We start from the raw sequence: 19,669 nt of genomic DNA on the forward strand, positions 1-19,669 counted from the left end.
TAAGTGCCCGGACACGTCCGTAACCCGCGGCCGGGAATTCCCCTCTATGGGGACATGAGCCTCACCGGGACTCCGTTCCTCTACACGACCATCGTCCTGTCGGTCGTCGCCCTCATACTGCCGCTCGTCCTGTGGTCGAAGATGCGGGGGCCCAAGGTCGTGCGTACGGCGGCCCGGGTCCTGATGCTGCTGTTCGCCCAGGCCACGGCGGTGACGCTGATCTTCGTAGTGGTGAACAACCAGAACAACCTGTACGACAACTGGGCCGACCTCCTCGGTACCGGCAACCACGTCCAGCAGGCCGCCGACCTCGGCCGGGACGGGACCGGCGGAATAGCGCTGAAGACGCTGCCCAAGGTCAAGCAGACCTTCTCGGCGGCCAGCGGCCCGGGCATGCGCGGGGTGCAGGTAACCCAGCTCAAGGGCCGGATCTCGGGGGTGAACGCCGAGGTCTACGTCTGGCTGCCGCCCCAGTACAACGAGCCGGCGTACCAGAACCACAGGTTCCCGGTGGTGGAGCTGCTCCCGGGCTACCCCGGCTCCGCCAAGGCCTGGTTCGGCTCGATGAAGGTGACCGCGCAGCTGGAGCCGCTGATGAGGAGCGGCAAGGTCGCGCCCTTCATCCTGGTCGCCCCGCGCACCAACCTGCTGGCCGGCGTGGACACCGGGTGCGCCAACATCCCGGGCACGGTCAACGCCGACAGCTGGCTGAGCATCGACGTGCCGAAGATGGTGACCGACAACTTCCGCGCCGCCCCGGCCCCTGCCGACTGGGCCACCGCCGGGTACTCCGCGGGTGCGCACTGCGCGGTCAAGCTGGCGGTCGCCCACCCGGACCGCTACCGGGCCGCGATCAGTCTGTCCGGCTACAACGACCCGATCGGCGAGCGCAACTCGCTCGCCGCGCAGAACATCACCCTGCGCCGGGCCAACAACCCCTATGTGCTGCTGAAGAAGGCGGTGACCCCGCCCCGGATCGCCCTGTACCTCTCCGGGGAGTCCGGCGACGGCTACCAGGCCGGCGTGGCGCTCGAGCAGATCGCCAAGGCGCCGACCACCGTGCACGTGGTGTATCTGCCGCGCAGCGACGGCGGCCACAACATGGCCCTGTGGCGGCCCCAGGTGCCGACCGTGTTCGAGTGGCTCACGCTCAACATGGGCCAGAGCCACGCCAAGGGCCGTTCCACTACTCCTCTCGAACCGTCGAACGCCGATTCCACGCACGCGGCGCTCGCCAGTGGTACCTCATCGCGAGCAGGCGCAGTACGAAAGCGGTGACGACCGCGACCCCGCTGGTGAACGGGGTCAGCGCGTCGTAATGGATACAGAGCACCACCGTCGTCGCCCCGACGATCGCCGGTACCGCGTACAGGTCGCGGTCCCAGCGCAGCAGCGAGGGAACCTCGTTGGCGAGCACGTCCCGGAGCACGCCGCCGCCGACCGCGGTGGCGAGCCCCAGGGCCGCGGAGGCGGTGAGGTTCAGGCCGTAGGAGTACGCCTTCGTCGTACCGCTGACGGCGAACAGGCCGAGACCGGCCGCGTCGAAGACCAGGACCGCCGACTGGATCCGCTCGACGTGCGGATGCAGGAAGAACACCACCAGGGCGGCGATGAGCGGGGTGATGAAGTACCCCAGGTCCGTGAAGGCGGCCGGGGGGACCGCCCCGATGATCACGTCCCGGAAGATCCCTCCGCCCAGCGCGGTGACCTCGGCCATCACGCCGATGCCGAAGACGTCGAAGTTCTTGCGGACGGCCAGCAGTGCGCCGGAGATCGCAAAGACGAAGATGCCGATGACGTCGAGCGTGTGCTGGACGGAGGGAGAGAAGAGTTGCTGGAGCTGCACCCTGACATTGTGACGTGTCGGGGCGTATGAACCTTACAAAGCCAGGCTCACAGGGCGGGTTTCCCTGGGGTGAACAGCCAGGTCCGGAACAGGTCGTCGAGGTTCTGCCCGGAGATCTTCTCCGCGAGCCTGATGAAGTCGGCGGTGTCGGCGTTGCCGTAGCGGTGCAGTCTCGTCCAGGCGGGCAGCAGCCGGAAGAAGGCCTCGTCGCCGATCCGTTCGCGCAGCATCTGCAGGGTCATCGCACCGCGTTGATAGACGGCCGAGGCGAACATGGTGTCGCGCTGCGGGTCGGCGACGGTGATCTGCCAGAACGCGTTGTCGGCGGGGCGGGCGTTGTAGCCGGCCAGGAACGAGTCATGGGCCGAGCGGGTGCCCTGGTGCTCCGCCCACAGCCACTGGGCATAGGTGGCGAAGCCCTCGTTGAGCCAGACGTCCTTCCACTGCGCCACGCTCACCGAGTCGCCGAACCACTGGTGGGCCAGCTCGTGCACGATCGTCGTCTCGTTGCGCACCGCCGAGTAGGCCGGCTTGCTCTGCACCTCCAGCGAGAACCCCGCCTGCGGCATGTCGTCGACGATCGCGCCGGTCTCCTCGAAGGGGTACGGCCCGAAGAGCTGTGACCAGTAGTCGGTGACGGCGGCCGTCACCGCGTACACGTCGACGCTGTTGCTGTTGGCGAGGGTCGGGTCGATGGCGACGTAGATCGGGATGCCGGAGGGGGTCTTCCCGGTCTTCACGTCGAACTTCCCGATGGTGGCGGTGGCCAGGTAGGTCGCCATGGGCCTGCTCTCGCGCCAGTGCGTGTACGTCGAGCCGTCCTTGTCGTACGTCGACACGAGCCGGCCGTTGGAGACCGCGGTCAGGCCCTGCGGCGCCTTGATCCGGATGTCGTAGGTCGCCTTGTCCGAGGGGTGGTCGCTGGACGGGAACCAGGTGGAGGCCGCGTTGGGCTCGCAGGCGACGAAGACGCCGTCGGGGGTCTTCATCCAGCCGTAGTCGGAGCCGAAGACGATGGGGCCGTTGAGGGGCTGGGGTATCCCGCCGTAGGTGACGGAGACGGTGAAGTCGCGACCCCTGGCGAGCGGGTTCCTCGGCGTGATGGTCATCTCGTCGCCGGTGCGCGTGAACTCGGCTCGTCTGCCGTTCACTTCGACGCGCGTGACCTCCAGCTTCTGGAGGTCGAGGTCGAAGGAGGAGAGGTTCTGGGTGGCGCGTGCGGTGAGGGTGGTACGGCCGTCCAGGCGGCCGGTGTCCGGGGCGTAGGCGACGTCGAGGTCGTAATGGCGGGCGTCGAAACCGCCGTTGCCGAGCTGCGGGAAGTAGGGGTCGCCGATGCCGTCGGCGCCCGGGGTGGGGGTGGGGGCGGCCGCGATGACGAAAGAGGCGGCTGCCGCGGTTGCGACAGCCGCCAGACGTGCCGAACGGGAGAGGCGCATGGGTCGTCCCTTTCGAGCGTGCCGGTCGGTTGACGGACACGGTCGACTCTGCGCTCTCCCGTTAAGGCATGTACATGACTTTGCCCACTTGTGTCATGGGCTACTTGTCGGTTGGCTCCTGTGACTTCTGTGACGTGGCTGTGGAGTCAGCGGCGTCGGTCGATTCGGTGGAGTCGGTCGAGTCGGCGGACTCGTCGGAGGCCTCGGCCACCGGCTCCGGCTCCGACTCCGCGGGTTCGGCGGCCGGCTCGGCGACTTCGGCGGCCGGCTCGGCGGCTTCGGCGGCCGGCTCGGCGGCTTCGGCGGCCGGCTCCGCCGAGGAGTCCGCCTCCTCGGTCTCCGCCGCGGTCTCCGCCGCGGGTTCGGCCGGGGTCTCGGCCTCGTCGGCCGGAGCCTCAGCAGCAGACTCCGCCGCCTCCGGCTGGGAGTCCGACGTCTCCGGCTCCTCCGGCGTCTCGGCCGTCGGCTCCGGCTCCGCGGCCTCGGCGGCCGCCTCCTGCTTCTGTTCGGCCTCCAGCGCGGCCACCGCCGCCGACGTCTTCGCCTCCTCCTCCAGGACCGCCTCGCCCACCAGCTCCGAGGCCTCCTTGGCCGCGGTCAGCAGGACCGTGTCCTGCGGGGCCTGGTCGGCGAAGTTCTCCGGGTGGTGGCAGGCGACCCGCTGGCCCGGGCGGAGTTCGAGAAGCGCGGGCTCGGTCGTCTTGCAGATCTCCGTCGCCTTCCAGCACCGCGTGTGGAAGCGGCAGCCGGACGGCGGGGCGATCGGCGACGGGACGTCACCGCGGAGCAGGATGCGCTCGCTCTTCTGGCCCCGGCGCTTCGGGTCCGGCACCGGCACGGCCGACATCAGGGCCTTGGTGTACGGGTGCATCGGCGTCTCGTACAGCTTGCTGCTGTCCGCGAGTTCGACGATCTTGCCGAGGTACATCACCGCGACCCGGTCCGAGACATGCCGGACGACGGAAAGGTCGTGGGCGATGATCACGTACGTGAGGCCGAGCTCCTCCTGCAGGTCGTCCATGAGATTGACGACCTGCGCCTGGATGGAGACGTCCAGGGCGGAGACGGGCTCGTCGGCGACGACCAGCTTCGGCTTCAGGGCGAGCGCGCGGGCGATGCCGATGCGCTGGCGCTGACCGCCGGAGAACTCGTGCGGGTAGCGGTTGTAGTGCTCGGGGCTGAGGCCCACCAGCGACAGGAGACGCTGGACCTCCTTCTTCACCCCGCCCTCCGGCTCCACGCCCTGCAGCCGGAACGGCGCGGAGACGATGGAGCCGATGGTGTGCCGGGGGTTCAGGGAGCCGTACGGGTCCTGGAAGATCATCTGGATGTCGCGGCGCAGCGGGCGCATCTTCGCGGTGGACAGGTGCGTGATGTCCTGGCCCTCGAAGGTGACCTTGCCGCCGGTCGGGTCCTGGAGGCGGGTGATGACCCGGCCCATGGTCGACTTGCCGCAGCCGGACTCGCCGACCACGCCCAGGGTCTCGCCCTTGCGCACCTCGAAGTCGATGCCGTCGACGGCCTTCACCGCGGCCACCTGCCGCTGCAGGATGCCCTTCTTGATCGGGAAGTGCTTCTGCAGGCCCTCGACCTTCAGCAGCACCTCCCGGTCCCCGGACGCCTTCTCGGGAGCCGACGCCTGCTGCGGGATGACCGCCTCATCGGTTTTCTTCGTGTCGCTCACAGCTTCGGCGCAATCTCTTCGGTCCAGATCCGCGTCCGGTCCTCGGCCGAGAGGTGGCAGGCGGACCAGTGACCGCCGTCGACCTGCTGCAGCTCGGGGCGGACCGTGCGGGTGACGTTCCCCTTGGGCAGGTCCGCGTACGGGCAGCGCGGGTGGAAGGCGCAGCCCGAGGGGACGTTGATGAGGCTCGGCGGCTGTCCCTTGACCGGGATGAGCCGGTCGGAGGTCTCGCGGTCGATGCGCGGCATCGAGCCCAGCAGGCCCCAGGTGTAGGGGTGCTGCGGCTTCTCGAAGATCTCGTCGACCGGTCCGCGCTCCACGCACCGGCCGCCGTACATCACCAGGACGTCGTCGGCGATCTCGGCCACCACACCCAGGTCGTGGGTGATCAGGACGACCGCGGAGCCGAACTCCTTCTGGAGGTCGCGGATCAGGTCGAGGATCTGCGCCTGGACGGTGACGTCGAGGGCGGTGGTCGGCTCGTCCGCGATGAGCAGCTCGGGGTTGTTGACCAGGGCCATGGCGATCATGGCGCGCTGGCGCATACCGCCGGAGAACTCGTGCGGGTAGCCGTCGATGCGCTTGGCGGGCTCGGGGATGCCGACCCGGTCGAGCATCTCGATGGCGCGGGCGCGGGCGACCTTCTTGCTGACGTTGTTGTGGACCCGGTACGCCTCGACGATCTGGTCGCCGATCTTGTAGTACGGGTGCATCGCGGACAGCGGGTCCTGGAAGATCATCGCCATCTCGCGGCCGCGCAGCCGGCGCACCTCGTCCGGGGAGGCGCTGACGAGCTCCTTGCCGCCCAGCCAGATCTCGCCGGACATCTGCACGTTCTTGCCGCGGGCGCCGAGCCGGTGCAGGCCCATGATGGCCAGCGAGGTGACGGACTTGCCGGAGCCGGACTCACCGACGATGGAGAGGGTCTTGCCCTTCTCCAGGGAGAAGCTGAGTCCGTCGACCGACTTGACGATGCCGTCGTCGGTCGGGAAGTGCACCTTGAGGTCGCGGACTTCGAGGAAGGCGTCGGACGGGCTGGACTGCGTGGGCTCGCCCACGGCCGCGCCGGTCTTGGAGAGTTCGGTCACGAGAGCCTCACCCGCGGGTCGGCGGCCGCGTAGAGCAGGTCCACCAGGAGATTTGCGATCACTACGAAGAATGCGGCGAGCAGGGTCACGCCGAGGATCGGGGGCAGGTCGTTGTCGTCGATGGCCTGCACCGCGTACTGGCCGACTCCGTGCAGGGAGAACACGGTCTCGGTGATCACCGCGCCGCCGAGCAGCAGACCGAGGTCCATGCCGAAGACGGTGATGATCGGGGTGAGCGCGGCGCGCAGTCCGTGCCGGACGACGACCTTGCGCTCGCGCAGGCCCTTGGCGCGGGCCGTGCGGATGTAGTCCTCGTTCATCGTCTCCAGCATGCCCGAGCGGGTGAGCCGCGCGTAGATGGCCGAATACAGGAGTGCGAGCGAGCACCAGGCGGGGATCAGGGTGTTGGCCCACTGTGCCGGGTTCTCGGTCAACGGGACGTAGGTGCGGCCGAAGATCGGCCACTGGTAGGTGAAGAGCAGGATCGCCAGGTTGCCCGTGAAGAACATGGGCAGCGAGACACCCGCGAGGGCCACGCCCATGAAGGCGCGGTCGAAGAAGGAGCGCGGCTTCAGCGCGGAGATCACGCCGATCACCACGCCGGAGACCAGCCACAGCACGGCGGCGCCGGCGGCCAGCGACAGGGTCACCGGCAACCGGGAGGTCAGCTGCGGCCAGACCGCCTGGTGGGTCTTGAAGGAGTAGCCGAAGCACGGCGCGTTGCAGTGCACCGTGGTGGGGCCCAGGTCGTAGGTGGCGCCGGAGACGATCCCCTTGATGAAGTGCCAGTACTGGACGTAGACGGGCTGGTCCAGACCGAGGTTGTGCTTGACCGCGGCGATGTCCGCCTTCGACGGGCTCTTGCCGATGTACTGCTGCGCCAGCTGATCAGCGGTCTGCCCGGCGAGTCGCGGCAGCACGAAGAAGATGGCGAAGGTGACCGCGGAGACGACGAGCAGCAGGATCACCGCTGCGAGCGTCCGACGGAGGATGTACGAGATCACGGGGATCGGCGCTGGTGCCCGCGGGCCTCTCGGCCCGCGGGCACCAATGCCTTCACCTGCCTTCCGGGGCTGCTACTTCGACGCGACGCCGATGTTGAGGTAGTCGTACTGGCCGCTCCAGGCCGCCGAGGAGACCAGGTTGGTGTAGCCGGTCGGACGGGCCAGCAGGACCTTGAAGTAGGTCAGCGGCACGATGGCGGCGTCGTCCATGGTCTGCTTGTCGATCTGCGTGTAGAGGCTGTTGCGCTCGGTGTCGTCCTGCGTACCGATCGCCTTCGCCAGCAGGTCGTTGACCGCCTTGTTGTTGTACTGCGACAGGTTGGTGTTGCCCGAGGCGCCGATGGCCTCACCGTTCAGGATCTGCTGCAGGAAGCCGTAGCCGGACGGCCAGTCGGCGCCCCACTGCATCATGATCAGGCCGATGTTCTGCTGCTCGGTGAACTTCGGGACACCCGCGTAGTCGGTGAAGTACTTGCCCGACGGGTACTGCTTCAGGGTGGCGTTGATACCGGCGGCCTTCAGCGAGTTGATGATCGCCGTGGCGGCGTCGATCTCCTGCGGACGGTCCGAACGGGCCGAGATGTTGGTGCTGATGCTGCTCTTGCCGCAGGCCTTCAGCTGCTCCTTGGACTTGGCCACGTCACCCTTGCTGCCGGTGGTGGCGTAGACGTCCGCCTTCGAGTAGCCCGGGATGTCCGGGGGCAGCACGGTGGAGGCCACGTCACCGCGGATCGGGCCGCCCTCGGCGGTCTGCACCGAGACCTTGTTGATCGCGTACTCGACGGCCTTGCGGCAGGCGACGTTGTCGAACGGCTTCACCTTGGTGTTGATCGCCATGTAGACCAGACGGCCACCGTAGGTGTTGTCCGTGTTGGCCTTCTTGCTGGCGTCGGTGAGCACCTGGGCCTGCGTGGCGGCCTGGACACCCGTGCCACCGAGGTCGATCGCGTCGCCGGCCAGGACGTCCTTGTCGATCGTCTCGGCGTTGACCTTCAGGTTGACGACGATCTTGTCCGGCAGCTGCTTGCGCAGCGGGTCGGTCTTCGCGTCCCAGTTCTTGTTGCGGACCAGCACGGCCTGCTTGCCGTCCTGGTAGCTCTGGAACTGGTACGAGCCCGAGGACACGATGTTCTTGACGTAGTCGACGCCGTTGTCCTTGGCCTGCGGGACCGGGGCCGTCTGCGGGGCGGCGACCAGGTAGTCGAACTCCTGGAAGGCCGTCTTCAGGTGGAAGACGATCGTGGTGTCGTCCGGGGTCGCGATGGACGCGAGGCCCGCGGCGCTCTTGTCCTTGTAGGGACCCTTGTACTTGTCGCCGCCGACCAGGAACTGCTGGAAGTAGTTCGGGCCGAGGGAGAGCACGTCACGCGCGAAGTTGGAGCGCTCGACGGCGTACTTGACGTCCTTGGACGTGATCGCCGTGCCGTCCTGGTACTTCAGGCCCGAACGCAGCTTGTACGTCCAGGTCTTGCCGCCGTCGCTGGGGACGCCCTTGCTCGCGGCGAGGTCCGGGACCAGGGTGTTGCCCTTGGAACCGGCGGCCGGCTCGAACGTCATCAGCGGGCGGGCGTACAGCCGGCTGAAGTTGTACATGTACGCGTAGTACGTGTTACCGGGGTCGAACGAGTCCGGGACGTCGGACAGCTCGTAGGTGAGCGTCCCGCCCTTCTTGTCGGACGCGTTGACGACACCCTTGGTAGCCGCGTTGGCCGCGGCGGAGCTGCCGCCGTTGCCGTCCTTGTTGTCATCGGCCTTGCTACACCCTGCAACCAGCAGGGTGGCGGAGCCGATGGCCGCGATCGCGGCCAGCGCTGACCTTCGCATGATGGGCGGGTTCCCCTCCATTGTCGGAAACTTTTCGGGCTCTCGGTGACAGCAGGCGTCAGCGGCTGCGCGGGTCGAGAGCGTCGCGGAGACCGTCACCGAGCAGGTTGAACGCCAGCACGGTCACGAAGATTGCAAGGCCGGGCACGATCATGTACTCGGGATCGACCTGGTAGTACGTCACCGCTTCGCGGAGCATGCCGCCCCAGGACGCCTGCGGGGGCTGGATGCCGACACCGAGGAAGCTGAGGGACGCCTCGAAGAGGATGTTGGTCGGGATCAGCAGCGTCGAGTAGACGATGATCGGGCCGACCAGGTTGGGCATCAGCTCCCGGAACAGGATGTACGGGCCCTTGGCACCCATGCCGCGGGAGGCGTCGACGAACTCGCGCTCCCGGAGGGCGAGGGTCTGGCCGCGCACGATCCGGCCCAGGTAGGGCCAGTTGAAGAAGCCGATGACGAAGATGAGCACGCTCAGGTGCAGCGGCAGTCCGTTCAGGCCGAAGGCGCCGCCCTGCAGGGTGGCGGAGATGGCGATCGCGAACAGCAGGAGGGGGAAGGCGAGGAAGGTGTCCATCAGCCGGCTGATGACCGTGTCCACGCGGCCGCCGTAGTAACCGGCGACGACACCCATGATCGCGCCGATCACGTTGGACAGGATGGTGGAGCCGAAGGCGACCACCAGCGACACCCAGGAGCCCTCCAGGATGCGGGTGGCGATGTCCCGGCCGAACTTGGGGTCCACGCCCAGCGGGTGGCTCAGGCTCATGCCGCCCCAGCCGCCGTTGGGCAGCGAGGTGTTGGCGTCGATCAGGTCCTGGTGGAAGGCGTTGGGGTCGAGACCGAAGAGGGCCTGGATGGGGCGGGCGAGGATCGCGACGAGGATCAGCAGGACGACGATCACGCCACCCGCGACGGCGACCTTGTCCTTCTTGAACCGGGTCCAGGCGATCTGCCCGAGGGAACGGCCCTCGATCTGCCCCTTGCCGGCACCCTCCAGCACAGCCTCCGGCTGTGCCTCGGCTGCCGCCCCGGTGGTCTCGATCGGTGCGGTCACGGTGAGCGACCCCTCTCGCCGGTGGTGACCGGCCTACCCCAGCCGCGGATTGCGGCTTTGTCGACTTGCTCGATCACGAGGTTTAAACCTCATGTCTGACAGGCGAGTCTTCAGCGTCGTCGCGATCACCCGCCAGATCTCACGGGGAAAGTATGCGCAACCGTGATGCAGTCCGATGGATTCCGTTATCCGAACAGTGGGTAACGCCCGCCGGACGCGGGTCAGTTGGGGCAGAAGGTGCAAACTGGGCGGAACGGAACGTTCCATCGTGATCTACGCGCGGAGAAATGTGTTCGTTACGTAAAACTTGTGAACCGTCTCAACTGCGTTGGCCGCAGCACCCCGACAGAAGCGCGGGGAACCTGCGACCGGCCCCCGCCGGCCCGCGGCCGCCGTACGACTCTAGTAACCACTCTGGGCGGGCGGATACCCGTACCCCGCCACCGGAGCCGGCGGCAACGCCGCATGCGCCTCACGGTCGTAGAACGGCCGTGCGGCCGCCCTCATCCACATCACCACCGGATCGAACTCGTCCGTCATCGCGACCGTCGACACCGGCAGCCCGTCCGGCACCGCCCCGATCGACTGCTGCATCATCGCCCGCACCGAGTCGACCGCCGGCGGCGAGGTGTCGTACACCTCGAGACCGATCGCGAGGTACGGCGCCCCGAGCGCCGGCTGCACCCAGGCCCGCCGGAGCGAGCGGACCGCAGGGGTGCGGTGGGCGTTCTGCGACAGCAGCGCGTAGAACTGCGGGACCTCGATCGCCGGGTCCGACAGACTGAGCGGCCCCGCGGGCTGGCGGTCCAGTCCCGCCGCGATACGGCGCAGGTCCAGCCAGGGGATGCCGACGCCGCCGCCCGGGGCGTGCGGGTTGAGCCAGAGGCCGTAGCGGTCGGGGTAGAGCGTGCGGGCCACGTCGACGCCGTCGACCACCTCGTACGAGCGGTTCCAGCCGCTCGCCGAGAGTTCCTGGGCCGAGGTCACGCAGGGCGCGTAGCCGTGGCCGTCGACCTCCATGTTTCCGTACTGGGCGTCGGGGGAGCCGGCCTGGCCGTGCCAGAGCAGCATCCAGACCTGGCCGGAGGAGGGCGTGGCGAGGGCGCGGAGGAGTGCCTCGTAGGCGTCGTAGCGCCCGGGGGTCACCTGGCGCAGCATGTGCTCGACGCTGCCGCTGAGGCTCGCGCTCACCTGTCGTACCGCCCCTTCGAAGAGTTGCCCCGCGTGTGGTGACAGCTTAAGCGCCCAGGAGGTGGGGGCCGATTGGTCGTGCGCGAGTACGGGTTTCGTGGTGGCTGGTCGCGCCCACGCGGTGGAGCCGCACACCGGTACGGCCCCGGACCCCTTACAGGGCGCCTTCAGTGACCGTATTGGTAGAAGGGACGGACGTTGTCCCGCATCCAGTGCGCCACCGGGTCGTCCGCCACGTCCAGCAGGACCAGGTTGACCGGCCACTTCACCGGCACCCGGCCCAGCGCGGCACCCAGTGCCTGCAGCGGCAGTGCCCGCAGGTCGCCCTCCCACTGGCTGAGTTCGACGCCCACGAACATCACCGGGTCGGCCGTCTCGATCGCGGCCAGGCAGCGGCGGGCCGTGGCGACCACGCCGATCGCGGCGAACTCCGCCGACGCCGCGGCCAGGAAGTCCATCGGGTCGTCCTGCCAGTCGGGCTCGAAGAGGCGGACCCGGCCGCCCGAGGCGGGGCCGTCCAGTTCGGTGCGGCGCGAGCGGCACAGCTCGGCCACCCCCTCCGGCGGCAGCGGGACGCCGACCACTCCCCCGGGGTTCACGGCGAGGCCGACCTGCGGGGGCAGGCCGCGGGCGAACTCGACGGCGGGGGCGATCGTGTACGACAGATGGGCGCCGACGACCAGCCGGAACTGCTCCTCGGAGCTGAAGACCGGCACATACACCTGGCCCTCGATCTCCGTGGTGGGCAGGTCCAGCGCACCGCTGTGCGGGCCGCCGCCCTCCGGCAGCGGGATCCACAGGAAGCTCCGGCTCAGTACCTCGATGAGCCGGGCCGCCGCCGCGGGCACGCCGAGGGAGGCCGACAGGACCTCCTCCAGTTCATTGCCGGGCCAACCGCCGTGCGGGTGGGGGTGTGCCTGTGCCGGGAAGTCCGCGGGAAATTCCGCCGGGAAGTCCATCTGCCTACCGCCTGCTGGGAACCACTGGTGAGGCTGGAAAGGCTAGCGGGTGGCGCCGACAAAACCAGCAGCCGATACGACCTGCACGGCACCCGGCCCGGCAGACCGACGCAACGCTCGACCCACCCGGCCACTTCGACACTCGGCCCCACCAGCCGACGCAGCACTCGACTCGCCCGGCTGATTCGACACTCGGCCCGCCCGGCCGATTCGACACTCGGCCCGCCCGGCCGATTCGACACTCGGCCCGCCCGGCCTGTTCAGACTTCGGCCCCACCAGTCGGTTCAGCGTTCGAAGCCGATTCGGTGGAGTACGTCCGCCGCAGCCCGGTCGAGCAGTACCGCCGAGCCGACGCCCTCGGGCAGTTCTCCCTTCTCCGCCGCGCGCAGCAGACGGCCGGCCGCCCTGCGGTGGCGCAGGAACGCGTACCGGGAGACGCCCCGGCCGCGCTCGCGCTGGCCGTCGAGGGCCGTGCCCGGGGTGACGTCGAGGAGGAGCAGGTGCAGGGTGCCGCCACGGCGGTGTGCCTCCCGGGCCAGCCAGTCCCGTACCCAGGCCTGCGTGCCGCAGTCGTGCACCACCACGCCCTCGCCGGTGCGCAGCGCGCGGCGCAGTCCGGCGTAGTGGGCGAGCCGCACCAGCGGGCGGTAGACGGCGTACGGCAGGAAGCGGGCCAGGCGGTCGTCCCAGCGGTCGCGGGTGTCCTGGGAGTCGACGCGTATGCCCTGGACGGTGCGGTGCATCAGGGTGGACTTGCCGCTGCCGGGCAGGCCGGTGACCACGACCAGGTCGCGCGGGCCGAAGAGGAGACCGTGCGGGCTGCGCCCGGCGCGGTCGCGCAGGTCGCGGACGACCGGTGCGATGGGGGTCCCCCCGCGCGAGCGCAGCCGAGCGTGGGGGAGTTCGCCGCACCGCTCGCGGGCCGGGGCCGTCGGCTGTCCGGGCAGGGCGATGCCCGTCGTGGTCGCGTATGCCGTGGTCGTCCTTGTCACCGTGATCGTCCTCCCCGGGGGTTCAGGAAAGGTTCTCCCCACTTAACGTAAAGAAAAGGTAATGCACGGTGTCTCGCGGTTCGGTCCGCTTCCCGCCACAGCCCTGTCACAAAGGCCGGGCGGGCATGCAATGATGTCCGCGCCAACTGCATACCGGCCGTTTGAATCCGCGCGGGAGAGTCCCCAGCAGTCTTCGCTGGGGCGCCGAAGGAGCAAGTCCCTCCCTTGAATCTCTCAGGCCCCGTTACCGCGCGGGCGAGGCACATCTGAAAAGCGGGCCGCCGTGTCGGCGGCCCCACCCAAGGTGCAAGCCATGACCGCTCTGCGGTCAGGGCGAACCTCTCAGGTTCCGATGACAGATGGGGAGGAACGACCTCGCCCGTTCTGTCATGCCCTCTGGGCCCTTGGGAGACGACCGACCGATGAGCAGTACCGATTCCGCTGGACCCCGCCGTACCGCACTCGACGCCCTGCACCGCTCGCTCGGCGCGACCATGACCGACTTCGCCGGCTGGGACATGCCCCTGCGCTACGGCTCCGAGCGCGACGAGCATGTCGCGGTACGGACCAGGGCCGGGCTCTTCGACCTCTCCCACATGGGCGAGATCACCGTGACCGGCCCGGACGCGGCCGCCCTGCTGAACCACGCCCTGGTCGGCAACATCGCCTCCGTCGGCGTGGGCCGCGCCCGCTACACCATGATCTGCCGGGCCGACGGCGGCATCCTGGACGACCTGATCGTCTACCGGCTGGCCGAGACCGAGTACCTGGTCGTCGCCAACGCCTCCAACGCCCAGGTCGTCCTCGACGCCCTGCGGGAGCGTGCTGCCGGGTTCGGCGCCGAGGTGCGGGACGACCGGGACGCGTACGCGCTGATCGCCGTCCAGGGGCCGGAGTCGCCCGGGATCCTGAAGTCGCTGACCGACGCCGACCTGGACGGCCTGAAGTACTACGCCGGGCTGCCCGGCACCGTCGCCGGGGTCCCGGCGCTGATCGCGCGCACCGGCTACACCGGCGAGGACGGCTTCGAGCTGTTCGTGAAGCCGGAGCACGCGGTGGAGCTGTGGCAGGCGCTGACCGAGGCGGGTTCCACGGTCGGCCTGGTGCCCTGCGGGCTGTCCTGCCGGGACACCCTGCGCCTGGAGGCGGGCATGCCGCTGTACGGGCACGAGCTGACCACGGAGCTGACCCCCTTCGACGCCGGGCTGGGCCGGGTGGTGAAGTTCGAGAAGGAGGGCGACTTCGTGGGGCGCGAGGCGCTCACCGAGGCGGCGGCCCGTGCCGGGCAGAACCCGCCGCGGGTGCTCGTCGGCCTGGTCGCCGAGGGGCGTCGCGTGCCGCGCGCCGGGTACCCGGTGGTGGCAGGCGGCGAGGTGATCGGCGAGGTCACCTCCGGCGCCCCCTCCCCCACGCTGGGCAGGCCGATCGCGATGGCGTACGTCGACGCGGCGCACTCGGCGCCGGGCACGGCGGGGGTCGGCGTCGACATCCGGGGCAGCCACGAGCCGTACGAGGTCGTGGCGCTGCCCTTCTACAAGCGCCAGAAGTAGCCACCGGCGTGACCCTGCGCACATCCTCGCTGATCAGGCACGTTTCCAGCAGTCCCCCCTTCACCAGCACTCCCTCGCGTACAGGAGAATTCAGGCCATGAGCAACCCCCAGCAGCTGCGTTACAGCAAGGAGCACGAGTGGCTGTCGGCCGCCGAGGACGGCGTGGCGACGGTCGGCATCACCGAGCACGCGGCCAACGCGCTCGGTGACGTCGTCTTCGTCCAGCTTCCGGAGGTCGGCGACACGGTGACCGCGGGCGAGTCCTGCGGCGAACTGGAGTCGACCAAGTCGGTGTCCGACCTGTACTCGCCGGTCGACGGCGAGATCACCGCGGTCAACGAGGACGTCGTGGAGGACCCCTCTCTGGTCAACTCCGCCCCCTTCGAGGGCGGCTGGCTGTTCAGGGTGCGCGTCGCGGGCGAGCCGGAGGAGCTGCTCTCCGCCGACGAGTACACCGCCTTCACCGCCGGCTGAGGCGTCGTAGGAAGTCGCAGAAACAGGAGTCACAGAACCAGATGTCCCTTCTGAACACGCCCCTGCACGAGCTCGACCCGGAGGTCGCCGCCGCGGTCGACGCCGAGCTGGAGCGCCAGCAGTCCACGCTCGAGATGATCGCCTCGGAGAACTTCGCTCCGCTCGCCGTCATGGAGGCGCAGGGTTCGGTCCTCACCAACAAGTACGCCGAGGGCTACCCGGGCCGCCGCTACTACGGCGGCTGTGAGCACGTCGACGTCACCGAGCAGATCGCCATCGACCGGGTGAAGGAGCTGTTCGGCGCCGAGTACGCGAACGTGCAGCCGCACTCGGGTGCCTCCGCCAACCAGGCGGCCCTGTTCGCGCTGGCCCAGCCCGGGGACACCATCCTCGGCCTGGACCTCGCCCACGGCGGTCACCTGACCCACGGCATGCGCCTGAACTTCTCCGGCAAGCAGTTCGACGTGGTCGCCTACCACGTCGACGGCTCCGGTCTGGTCGACATGGCCGAGGTCGAGCGGCTCGCCAAGGAGCACCGGCCCAAGGTGATCATCGCGGGCTGGTCGGCGTACCCGCGGCAGCTGGACTTCGCGGAGTTCCGCCGGATCGCCGACGAGGTCGAGGCGTACCTGTGGGTCGACATGGCGCACTTCGCCGGCCTGGTGGCCGCCGGTCTGCACCCGAACCCGGTGCCGTACGCCGACGTGGTCACCTCCACCACCCACAAGACGCTCGGCGGACCGCGCGGCGGCATCATCCTGGCCCGCCAGGACTTCGCGAAGAAGCTGAACTCGTCCGTGTTCCCGGGCTTCCAGGGCGGTCCCCTGGAGCACGTGATCGCGGCGAAGGCGGTCTCCTTCAAGGTCGCCGCCTCGGAGGAGTTCAAGGAGCGGCAGCGTCGTACGGTGGACGGTGCGCGCATCCTGGCGGAGCGGCTGACGGCCGCCGACGCCCGCGAGGCCGGCGTGAACGTCCTCTCCGGCGGTACGGACGTCCACCTGGTCCTCGTCGACCTGCGCGAGTCCGAGCTGGACGGGCAGCAGGCCGAGGACCGTCTCCACGAGGTCGGCATCACGGTCAACCGCAACGCCGTCCCGAACGACCCGCGGCCGCCGATGGTCACCTCGGGGCTGCGGATCGGCACCCCGGCGCTGGCCACCCGCGGTTTCACGGCCGAGGACTTCGCCGAGGTGGCGGACGTGATCGCGGAGACCCTGAAGCCCTCGTACGACGCGGGCGCGCTGAAGGCCCGGGTCGAGGTGCTGGCCGGCAAGCACCCGCTTTACCCCGGCCTGAACAAGTAGTTCCCTGGTGGGGGCGCCCGATGGTGTGTGCCCCCACCCTTTTCCAAGGAGTTCACCGTGGCCATCTCGGTCTTCGACCTGTTCTCGATCGGCATCGGCCCGTCGAGCTCCCACACCGTCGGCCCGATGCGCGCGGCCCGGATGTTCGCCCGCCGCCTGCGCAACGAGAGCCTGCTGCCCTCCGTGGCGTCGGTACGCTCCGAGCTGTACGGCTCCCTGGGCGCGACCGGCCACGGCCACGGCACCCCCAAGGCGGTGCTGCTCGGCCTGGAGGGCGCCTCCCCGCGCACGGTCGACGTGGAGACGGCGGACGACCGTATCGAGGCGATCAAGGCGTCGAAGCGCCTTCGGCTGCTCGGCGAGCACGAGATCCCGTTCTCCTTCGACGACGACCTGAAGCTGCACCGCCGCAAGGCACTCCCGTACCACGCGAACGGCATGACCCTGTGGGCGTACGACGCGCAGGGCGCCGAGCTGCTCTCCAAGACGTACTACTCGGTCGGCGGCGGCTTCGTCGTCGACGAGGACGCGGTCGGCGCGGACCGCATCGTGCTGGACGACACCGTCCTGAAGTACCCCTTCCGCACGGGCGACGAGCTGCTGCGCCTGACGAAGGAGACGGGTCTGTCGATCTCCGCGCTGATGCTGGAGAACGAGCGGGCCTGGCGCACCGAGGACGAGATCCGCGAGGGCCTGCTGGACATCTGGCGGGTGATGCAGGCGTGCGTCTCGCGCGGCATGTCCCGTGAGGGCATCCTGCCGGGCGGGCTCCGGGTGAAGCGCCGGGCGGCCGTGACCGCGCGCCAGCTGCGCGCCGAGGGCGATCCGCTGGCGCACGCGATGGAGTGGATCACGCTCTACGCGATGGCCGTGAACGAGGAGAACGCGGCGGGCGGCCGCGTGGTGACGGCACCCACCAACGGGGCCGCGGGGATCATCCCCGCCGTACTGCACTACTACATGAACTTCGTCCCCGGCGCCGACGAGGACGGCGTGGTCCGCTTCCTCCTCGCCGCCGGCGCGATCGGCATGCTCTTCAAGGAGAACGCGTCCATCTCGGGCGCCGAGGTCGGCTGCCAGGGCGAGGTCGGCTCGGCCTGCTCGATGGCGGCGGGCGCGCTGGCCGAGGTCCTGGGCGGCTCCCCCGAGCAGGTGGAGAACGCGGCCGAGATCGGCATGGAGCACAACCTCGGCCTCACCTGCGACCCGGTCGGCGGCCTGGTCCAGATCCCCTGCATCGAGCGCAACGGCATGGCAGCGGTCAAGGCGGTCACGGCGGCCCGCATGGCCATGCGCGGCGACGGCTCCCACAAGGTGTCCCTGGACAAGGTCATCAAGACGATGAAGGACACCGGCGCCGACATGAGCGTCAAGTACAAGGAGACGGCCCGGGGCGGGCTCGCGGTGAACATCATCGAGTGCTGAGGAGCGGGCCCTGACCAGCGCGTTCGTGTCTTTCAGCGCCGTCTGGGCCTTCCCTGCTTACGCGGCGGAAAGTCCCCGGGAAGTCCCCATGGAAGTAGCTCTTGACCTGCAGTTTCGCGACACGTGATCAATACCGGATGCGCCGCCCACCCACCACTGGACGCATCAAATCGAACCCCTGAGTCCGCCTGAGGGGTCTCATTCGATACATCGACGCTGCGGAAAACTCACGTCTGGAACAGCGGCTGGCCGGCCTCTCCCCCACATCCACGACGGCGCAGGCGCGTCAGGCCCATGCCCCCCGCGATCTGGCGCACTTGGCCACAGAAGCGCGGATGGACGAACTGTCCCGTGGGATGTACCGCCGACCGTCGTGGCGCAGTACGCCGCAAAGACCTTCGACATCGGTATCGAACGGTTCGAAGCAGCCCCGGGAGAGACCATCCCCATGTACAACGCAGCCCGCAGCGTCGTCGACGCGATGCGCCACCGCAGCCGCCTCGGCGAGACCCTCGCCCTGTCCACGCTCGGCCGCTGCCTGCGCCAGAGCGGACGCGGCGGGGTCAGCAAACTTCAGCACATCGCAAGCGAGTTGGACGTTCTCTCCGTCGTCCGCCCCGCCGTAGAGGCGGTGCTCGCCTGATGGCCAACCACACCCGCGGCACCACAGCAGGCCGCGTCCACAACGACCTGCGCAACCTGGCCCGCCGCAACAGCCGGTCCACGGGCGAGGTCATGGTCGAGTACGTCCTCGAACGGTTCCTCTACTGCCCGGCCTCATCGCCCCTGGGCCGGGAGCACTTCGTCCTCTTCGATCCCACGACACTCAAGACGGTCCCCATCCGCGAGGAGGACGACGCCGACCAGGTTCCACGACCGACATGACGGACCCCGCCAGGGCGCGCCATACGATATCGCTTCTCATGCAAATCTGATATCATTTGGTGGTTCTGATCGCGCGAGGAGGCCAGTATGGCGAGGACAGTGATCGACCTCGATGAGACCATGGTCGCCGAGGCCATGCGCATCTTCGGCACCAAGACAAAAGCCCAGGCCGTACGCCTCGCCATGGAGGACGCCGTCAAACGGCACCTGCGACAGGAGGGCTTCGACGCGATGGACGCCGGCGACTTCGACTTCAGCGAGATCATCGAGAGCACCGGCCCTCGGAACGCCGACGGAACCCTTAAGCGCGAAGGTGGCCGAGCCGCCTGATGCAGGACCGCTACCTGATCGACAAGTCCGCTCTGGCGCGCTGGACAAAACCCGGCGTCAGAGAGGTACTCAAGCCCCTCCACGAGCGCTACTTGCTCTCAGTCTGCCAACCCACCGAATACGAGATGATCCACTCGGCCCGGGACACCGCCGAGGCCACGCGAATCAGTACCTGGCTACGCGCCTTCGACTACCTGCACAGTGACGACCACACTTTCACTCGCGCCCTGGAGGTCCAGCGCCACGCTCTCAACGCAGGCTTCCACCGGGCACTGTCACTCCCCGACCTTCTCATCGCCGCCACAGCGGAGCTGAACCGGCTGACCGTACTCCACTACGACGGCGACTTCGACATGATCGCCTCCCTCACCGGCCAACCCACCGAGTGGGTCGTGCCACCAGGCATCGCCGACCGCTGAACGGTACTGAGACCGCAATTGAGACCACCGACTCCTACAGGGAGCGTGCCGGCCTCGACATCGGCGATCGCGTGAGTGCCGGAAGCCCAGACTCCAGGCCACCGCCCGCCGCCACAGCCCGGCCCATGCTCACCCGCCATGGGGAACGCCATACGCTGCGTGCTGGAGAGCGAGACATCCGGCTGGCCCGGCGAGG

At 69.0% G+C, this 19,669-nt stretch carries 19 protein-coding genes and 1 riboswitch; of the genes, 9 read left to right on the forward strand and 10 right to left on the reverse strand.

Going from position 1 to position 19,669, the window contains the following annotated elements:
* Positions 1-54 precede the first annotated feature (54 nt).
* Positions 55-1,278 carry an alpha/beta hydrolase gene (locus tag ACIRR9_RS23355; RefSeq protein WP_403754921.1) on the forward strand — a complete coding sequence of 408 codons (1,224 nt, stop codon included), beginning with the start codon at positions 55-57 and terminating at the stop codon, positions 1,276-1,278.
* Here ACIRR9_RS23355 and ACIRR9_RS23360 read toward each other — a convergent pair.
* From ACIRR9_RS23360 to ACIRR9_RS23405, 10 genes are all read right to left on the reverse strand, one after another.
* The gene (locus ACIRR9_RS23360; RefSeq protein ID WP_365342946.1) at positions 1,187-1,846 is read right to left on the reverse strand and encodes a trimeric intracellular cation channel family protein; all 660 of its coding nucleotides are present in this window, start codon (positions 1,844-1,846) and stop codon (positions 1,187-1,189) included. The two genes, ACIRR9_RS23355 and ACIRR9_RS23360, sit on opposite strands and share 92 nt — an antisense overlap.
* A gap of 47 nt (positions 1,847-1,893) precedes the next feature.
* Positions 1,894-3,285, reverse strand: coding sequence for a M1 family metallopeptidase (locus ACIRR9_RS23365; RefSeq protein WP_403754924.1), 1,392 nt, complete (start codon positions 3,283-3,285; stop codon positions 1,894-1,896).
* A 100-nt stretch (positions 3,286-3,385) separates the two neighbouring features.
* Positions 3,386-4,969, reverse strand: a complete 1,584-nt coding sequence (locus tag ACIRR9_RS23370) for an ABC transporter ATP-binding protein (protein WP_403754927.1) — start codon at positions 4,967-4,969, stop codon at positions 3,386-3,388.
* Positions 4,966-6,057, reverse strand: a complete 1,092-nt coding sequence (locus ACIRR9_RS23375; protein ID WP_365342952.1) for an ABC transporter ATP-binding protein — start codon at positions 6,055-6,057, stop codon at positions 4,966-4,968. Before ACIRR9_RS23375 ends, ACIRR9_RS23370 begins: the two co-directional genes overlap by 4 nt.
* Positions 6,054-7,061 carry an ABC transporter permease gene (locus tag ACIRR9_RS23380; RefSeq protein WP_365342953.1) on the reverse strand — a complete coding sequence of 336 codons (1,008 nt, stop codon included), beginning with the start codon at positions 7,059-7,061 and terminating at the stop codon, positions 6,054-6,056. Before ACIRR9_RS23380 ends, ACIRR9_RS23375 begins: the two co-directional genes overlap by 4 nt.
* Before the next feature lie 72 nt (positions 7,062-7,133).
* Positions 7,134-8,906, reverse strand: coding sequence for an ABC transporter substrate-binding protein (locus tag ACIRR9_RS23385; protein ID WP_403754931.1), 1,773 nt, complete (start codon positions 8,904-8,906; stop codon positions 7,134-7,136).
* Positions 8,907-8,943: 37 nt separating this feature from the next.
* Positions 8,944-9,942 (reverse strand): ABC transporter permease, encoded by a 999-nt coding sequence (locus tag ACIRR9_RS23390; RefSeq protein ID WP_365342957.1) that lies wholly within the window; start codon positions 9,940-9,942, stop codon positions 8,944-8,946.
* 402 nt (positions 9,943-10,344) lie between these two features.
* Positions 10,345-11,100, reverse strand: a complete 756-nt coding sequence (locus tag ACIRR9_RS23395) for an enhanced serine sensitivity protein SseB C-terminal domain-containing protein (RefSeq protein WP_403755042.1) — start codon at positions 11,098-11,100, stop codon at positions 10,345-10,347.
* A 200-nt stretch (positions 11,101-11,300) separates the two neighbouring features.
* Positions 11,301-12,092 (reverse strand): enhanced serine sensitivity protein SseB, encoded by a 792-nt coding sequence (locus ACIRR9_RS23400; protein ID WP_123973991.1) that lies wholly within the window; start codon positions 12,090-12,092, stop codon positions 11,301-11,303.
* A gap of 285 nt (positions 12,093-12,377) precedes the next feature.
* Entirely contained in the window at positions 12,378-13,091 is a 714-nt protein-coding gene (locus ACIRR9_RS23405; RefSeq protein ID WP_403755045.1) for an AAA family ATPase, read from the reverse strand.
* Positions 13,092-13,247: 156 nt separating this feature from the next.
* A riboswitch (glycine riboswitch) is annotated at positions 13,248-13,345 on the forward strand.
* 162 nt (positions 13,346-13,507) lie between these two features.
* Between ACIRR9_RS23405 and gcvT the strand changes: the two genes are divergently transcribed.
* The 8 genes from gcvT to ACIRR9_RS23445 all read left to right on the forward strand — a co-directional run bounded on the left by gcvT (position 13,508) and on the right by ACIRR9_RS23445 (position 19,473).
* The gene (gene gcvT / locus ACIRR9_RS23410; protein ID WP_384556308.1) at positions 13,508-14,635 is read left to right on the forward strand and encodes a glycine cleavage system aminomethyltransferase GcvT; all 1,128 of its coding nucleotides are present in this window, start codon (positions 13,508-13,510) and stop codon (positions 14,633-14,635) included.
* Between the two features lie 97 nt (positions 14,636-14,732).
* The gene (gene gcvH / locus ACIRR9_RS23415) at positions 14,733-15,110 is read left to right on the forward strand and encodes a glycine cleavage system protein GcvH (RefSeq protein ID WP_384556310.1); all 378 of its coding nucleotides are present in this window, start codon (positions 14,733-14,735) and stop codon (positions 15,108-15,110) included.
* 41 nt (positions 15,111-15,151) lie between these two features.
* A complete protein-coding gene (gene glyA / locus ACIRR9_RS23420) occupies positions 15,152-16,414 on the forward strand; it encodes a serine hydroxymethyltransferase (RefSeq protein ID WP_403754935.1) in 1,263 nt (420 codons plus the stop codon).
* A gap of 57 nt (positions 16,415-16,471) precedes the next feature.
* On the forward strand, positions 16,472-17,839 hold the full coding sequence (locus ACIRR9_RS23425) for an L-serine ammonia-lyase (protein ID WP_365342968.1): 1,368 nt from the start codon (positions 16,472-16,474) through the stop codon (positions 17,837-17,839).
* Between the two features lie 373 nt (positions 17,840-18,212).
* Positions 18,213-18,482 (forward strand): hypothetical protein, encoded by a 270-nt coding sequence (locus ACIRR9_RS23430; RefSeq protein WP_403754938.1) that lies wholly within the window; start codon positions 18,213-18,215, stop codon positions 18,480-18,482.
* A complete protein-coding gene (locus ACIRR9_RS23435) occupies positions 18,482-18,724 on the forward strand; it encodes a hypothetical protein (protein ID WP_403754941.1) in 243 nt (80 codons plus the stop codon). The genes ACIRR9_RS23430 and ACIRR9_RS23435 overlap by 1 nt, the downstream gene beginning before the upstream one ends.
* 87 nt (positions 18,725-18,811) lie before the next feature.
* The gene (locus ACIRR9_RS23440) at positions 18,812-19,054 is read left to right on the forward strand and encodes a type II toxin-antitoxin system VapB family antitoxin (protein WP_293996899.1); all 243 of its coding nucleotides are present in this window, start codon (positions 18,812-18,814) and stop codon (positions 19,052-19,054) included.
* Positions 19,054-19,473 (forward strand): PIN domain nuclease, encoded by a 420-nt coding sequence (locus ACIRR9_RS23445; RefSeq protein ID WP_350781766.1) that lies wholly within the window; start codon positions 19,054-19,056, stop codon positions 19,471-19,473. The genes ACIRR9_RS23440 and ACIRR9_RS23445 overlap by 1 nt, the downstream gene beginning before the upstream one ends.
* Positions 19,474-19,669: the final 196 nt, after the last annotated feature.

Origin of the sequence: Streptomyces sp. NPDC101234, from assembly GCF_044767525.1 — a bacterium.
Classification (GTDB): domain Bacteria; phylum Actinomycetota; class Actinomycetes; order Streptomycetales; family Streptomycetaceae; genus Streptomyces; species Streptomyces sasae.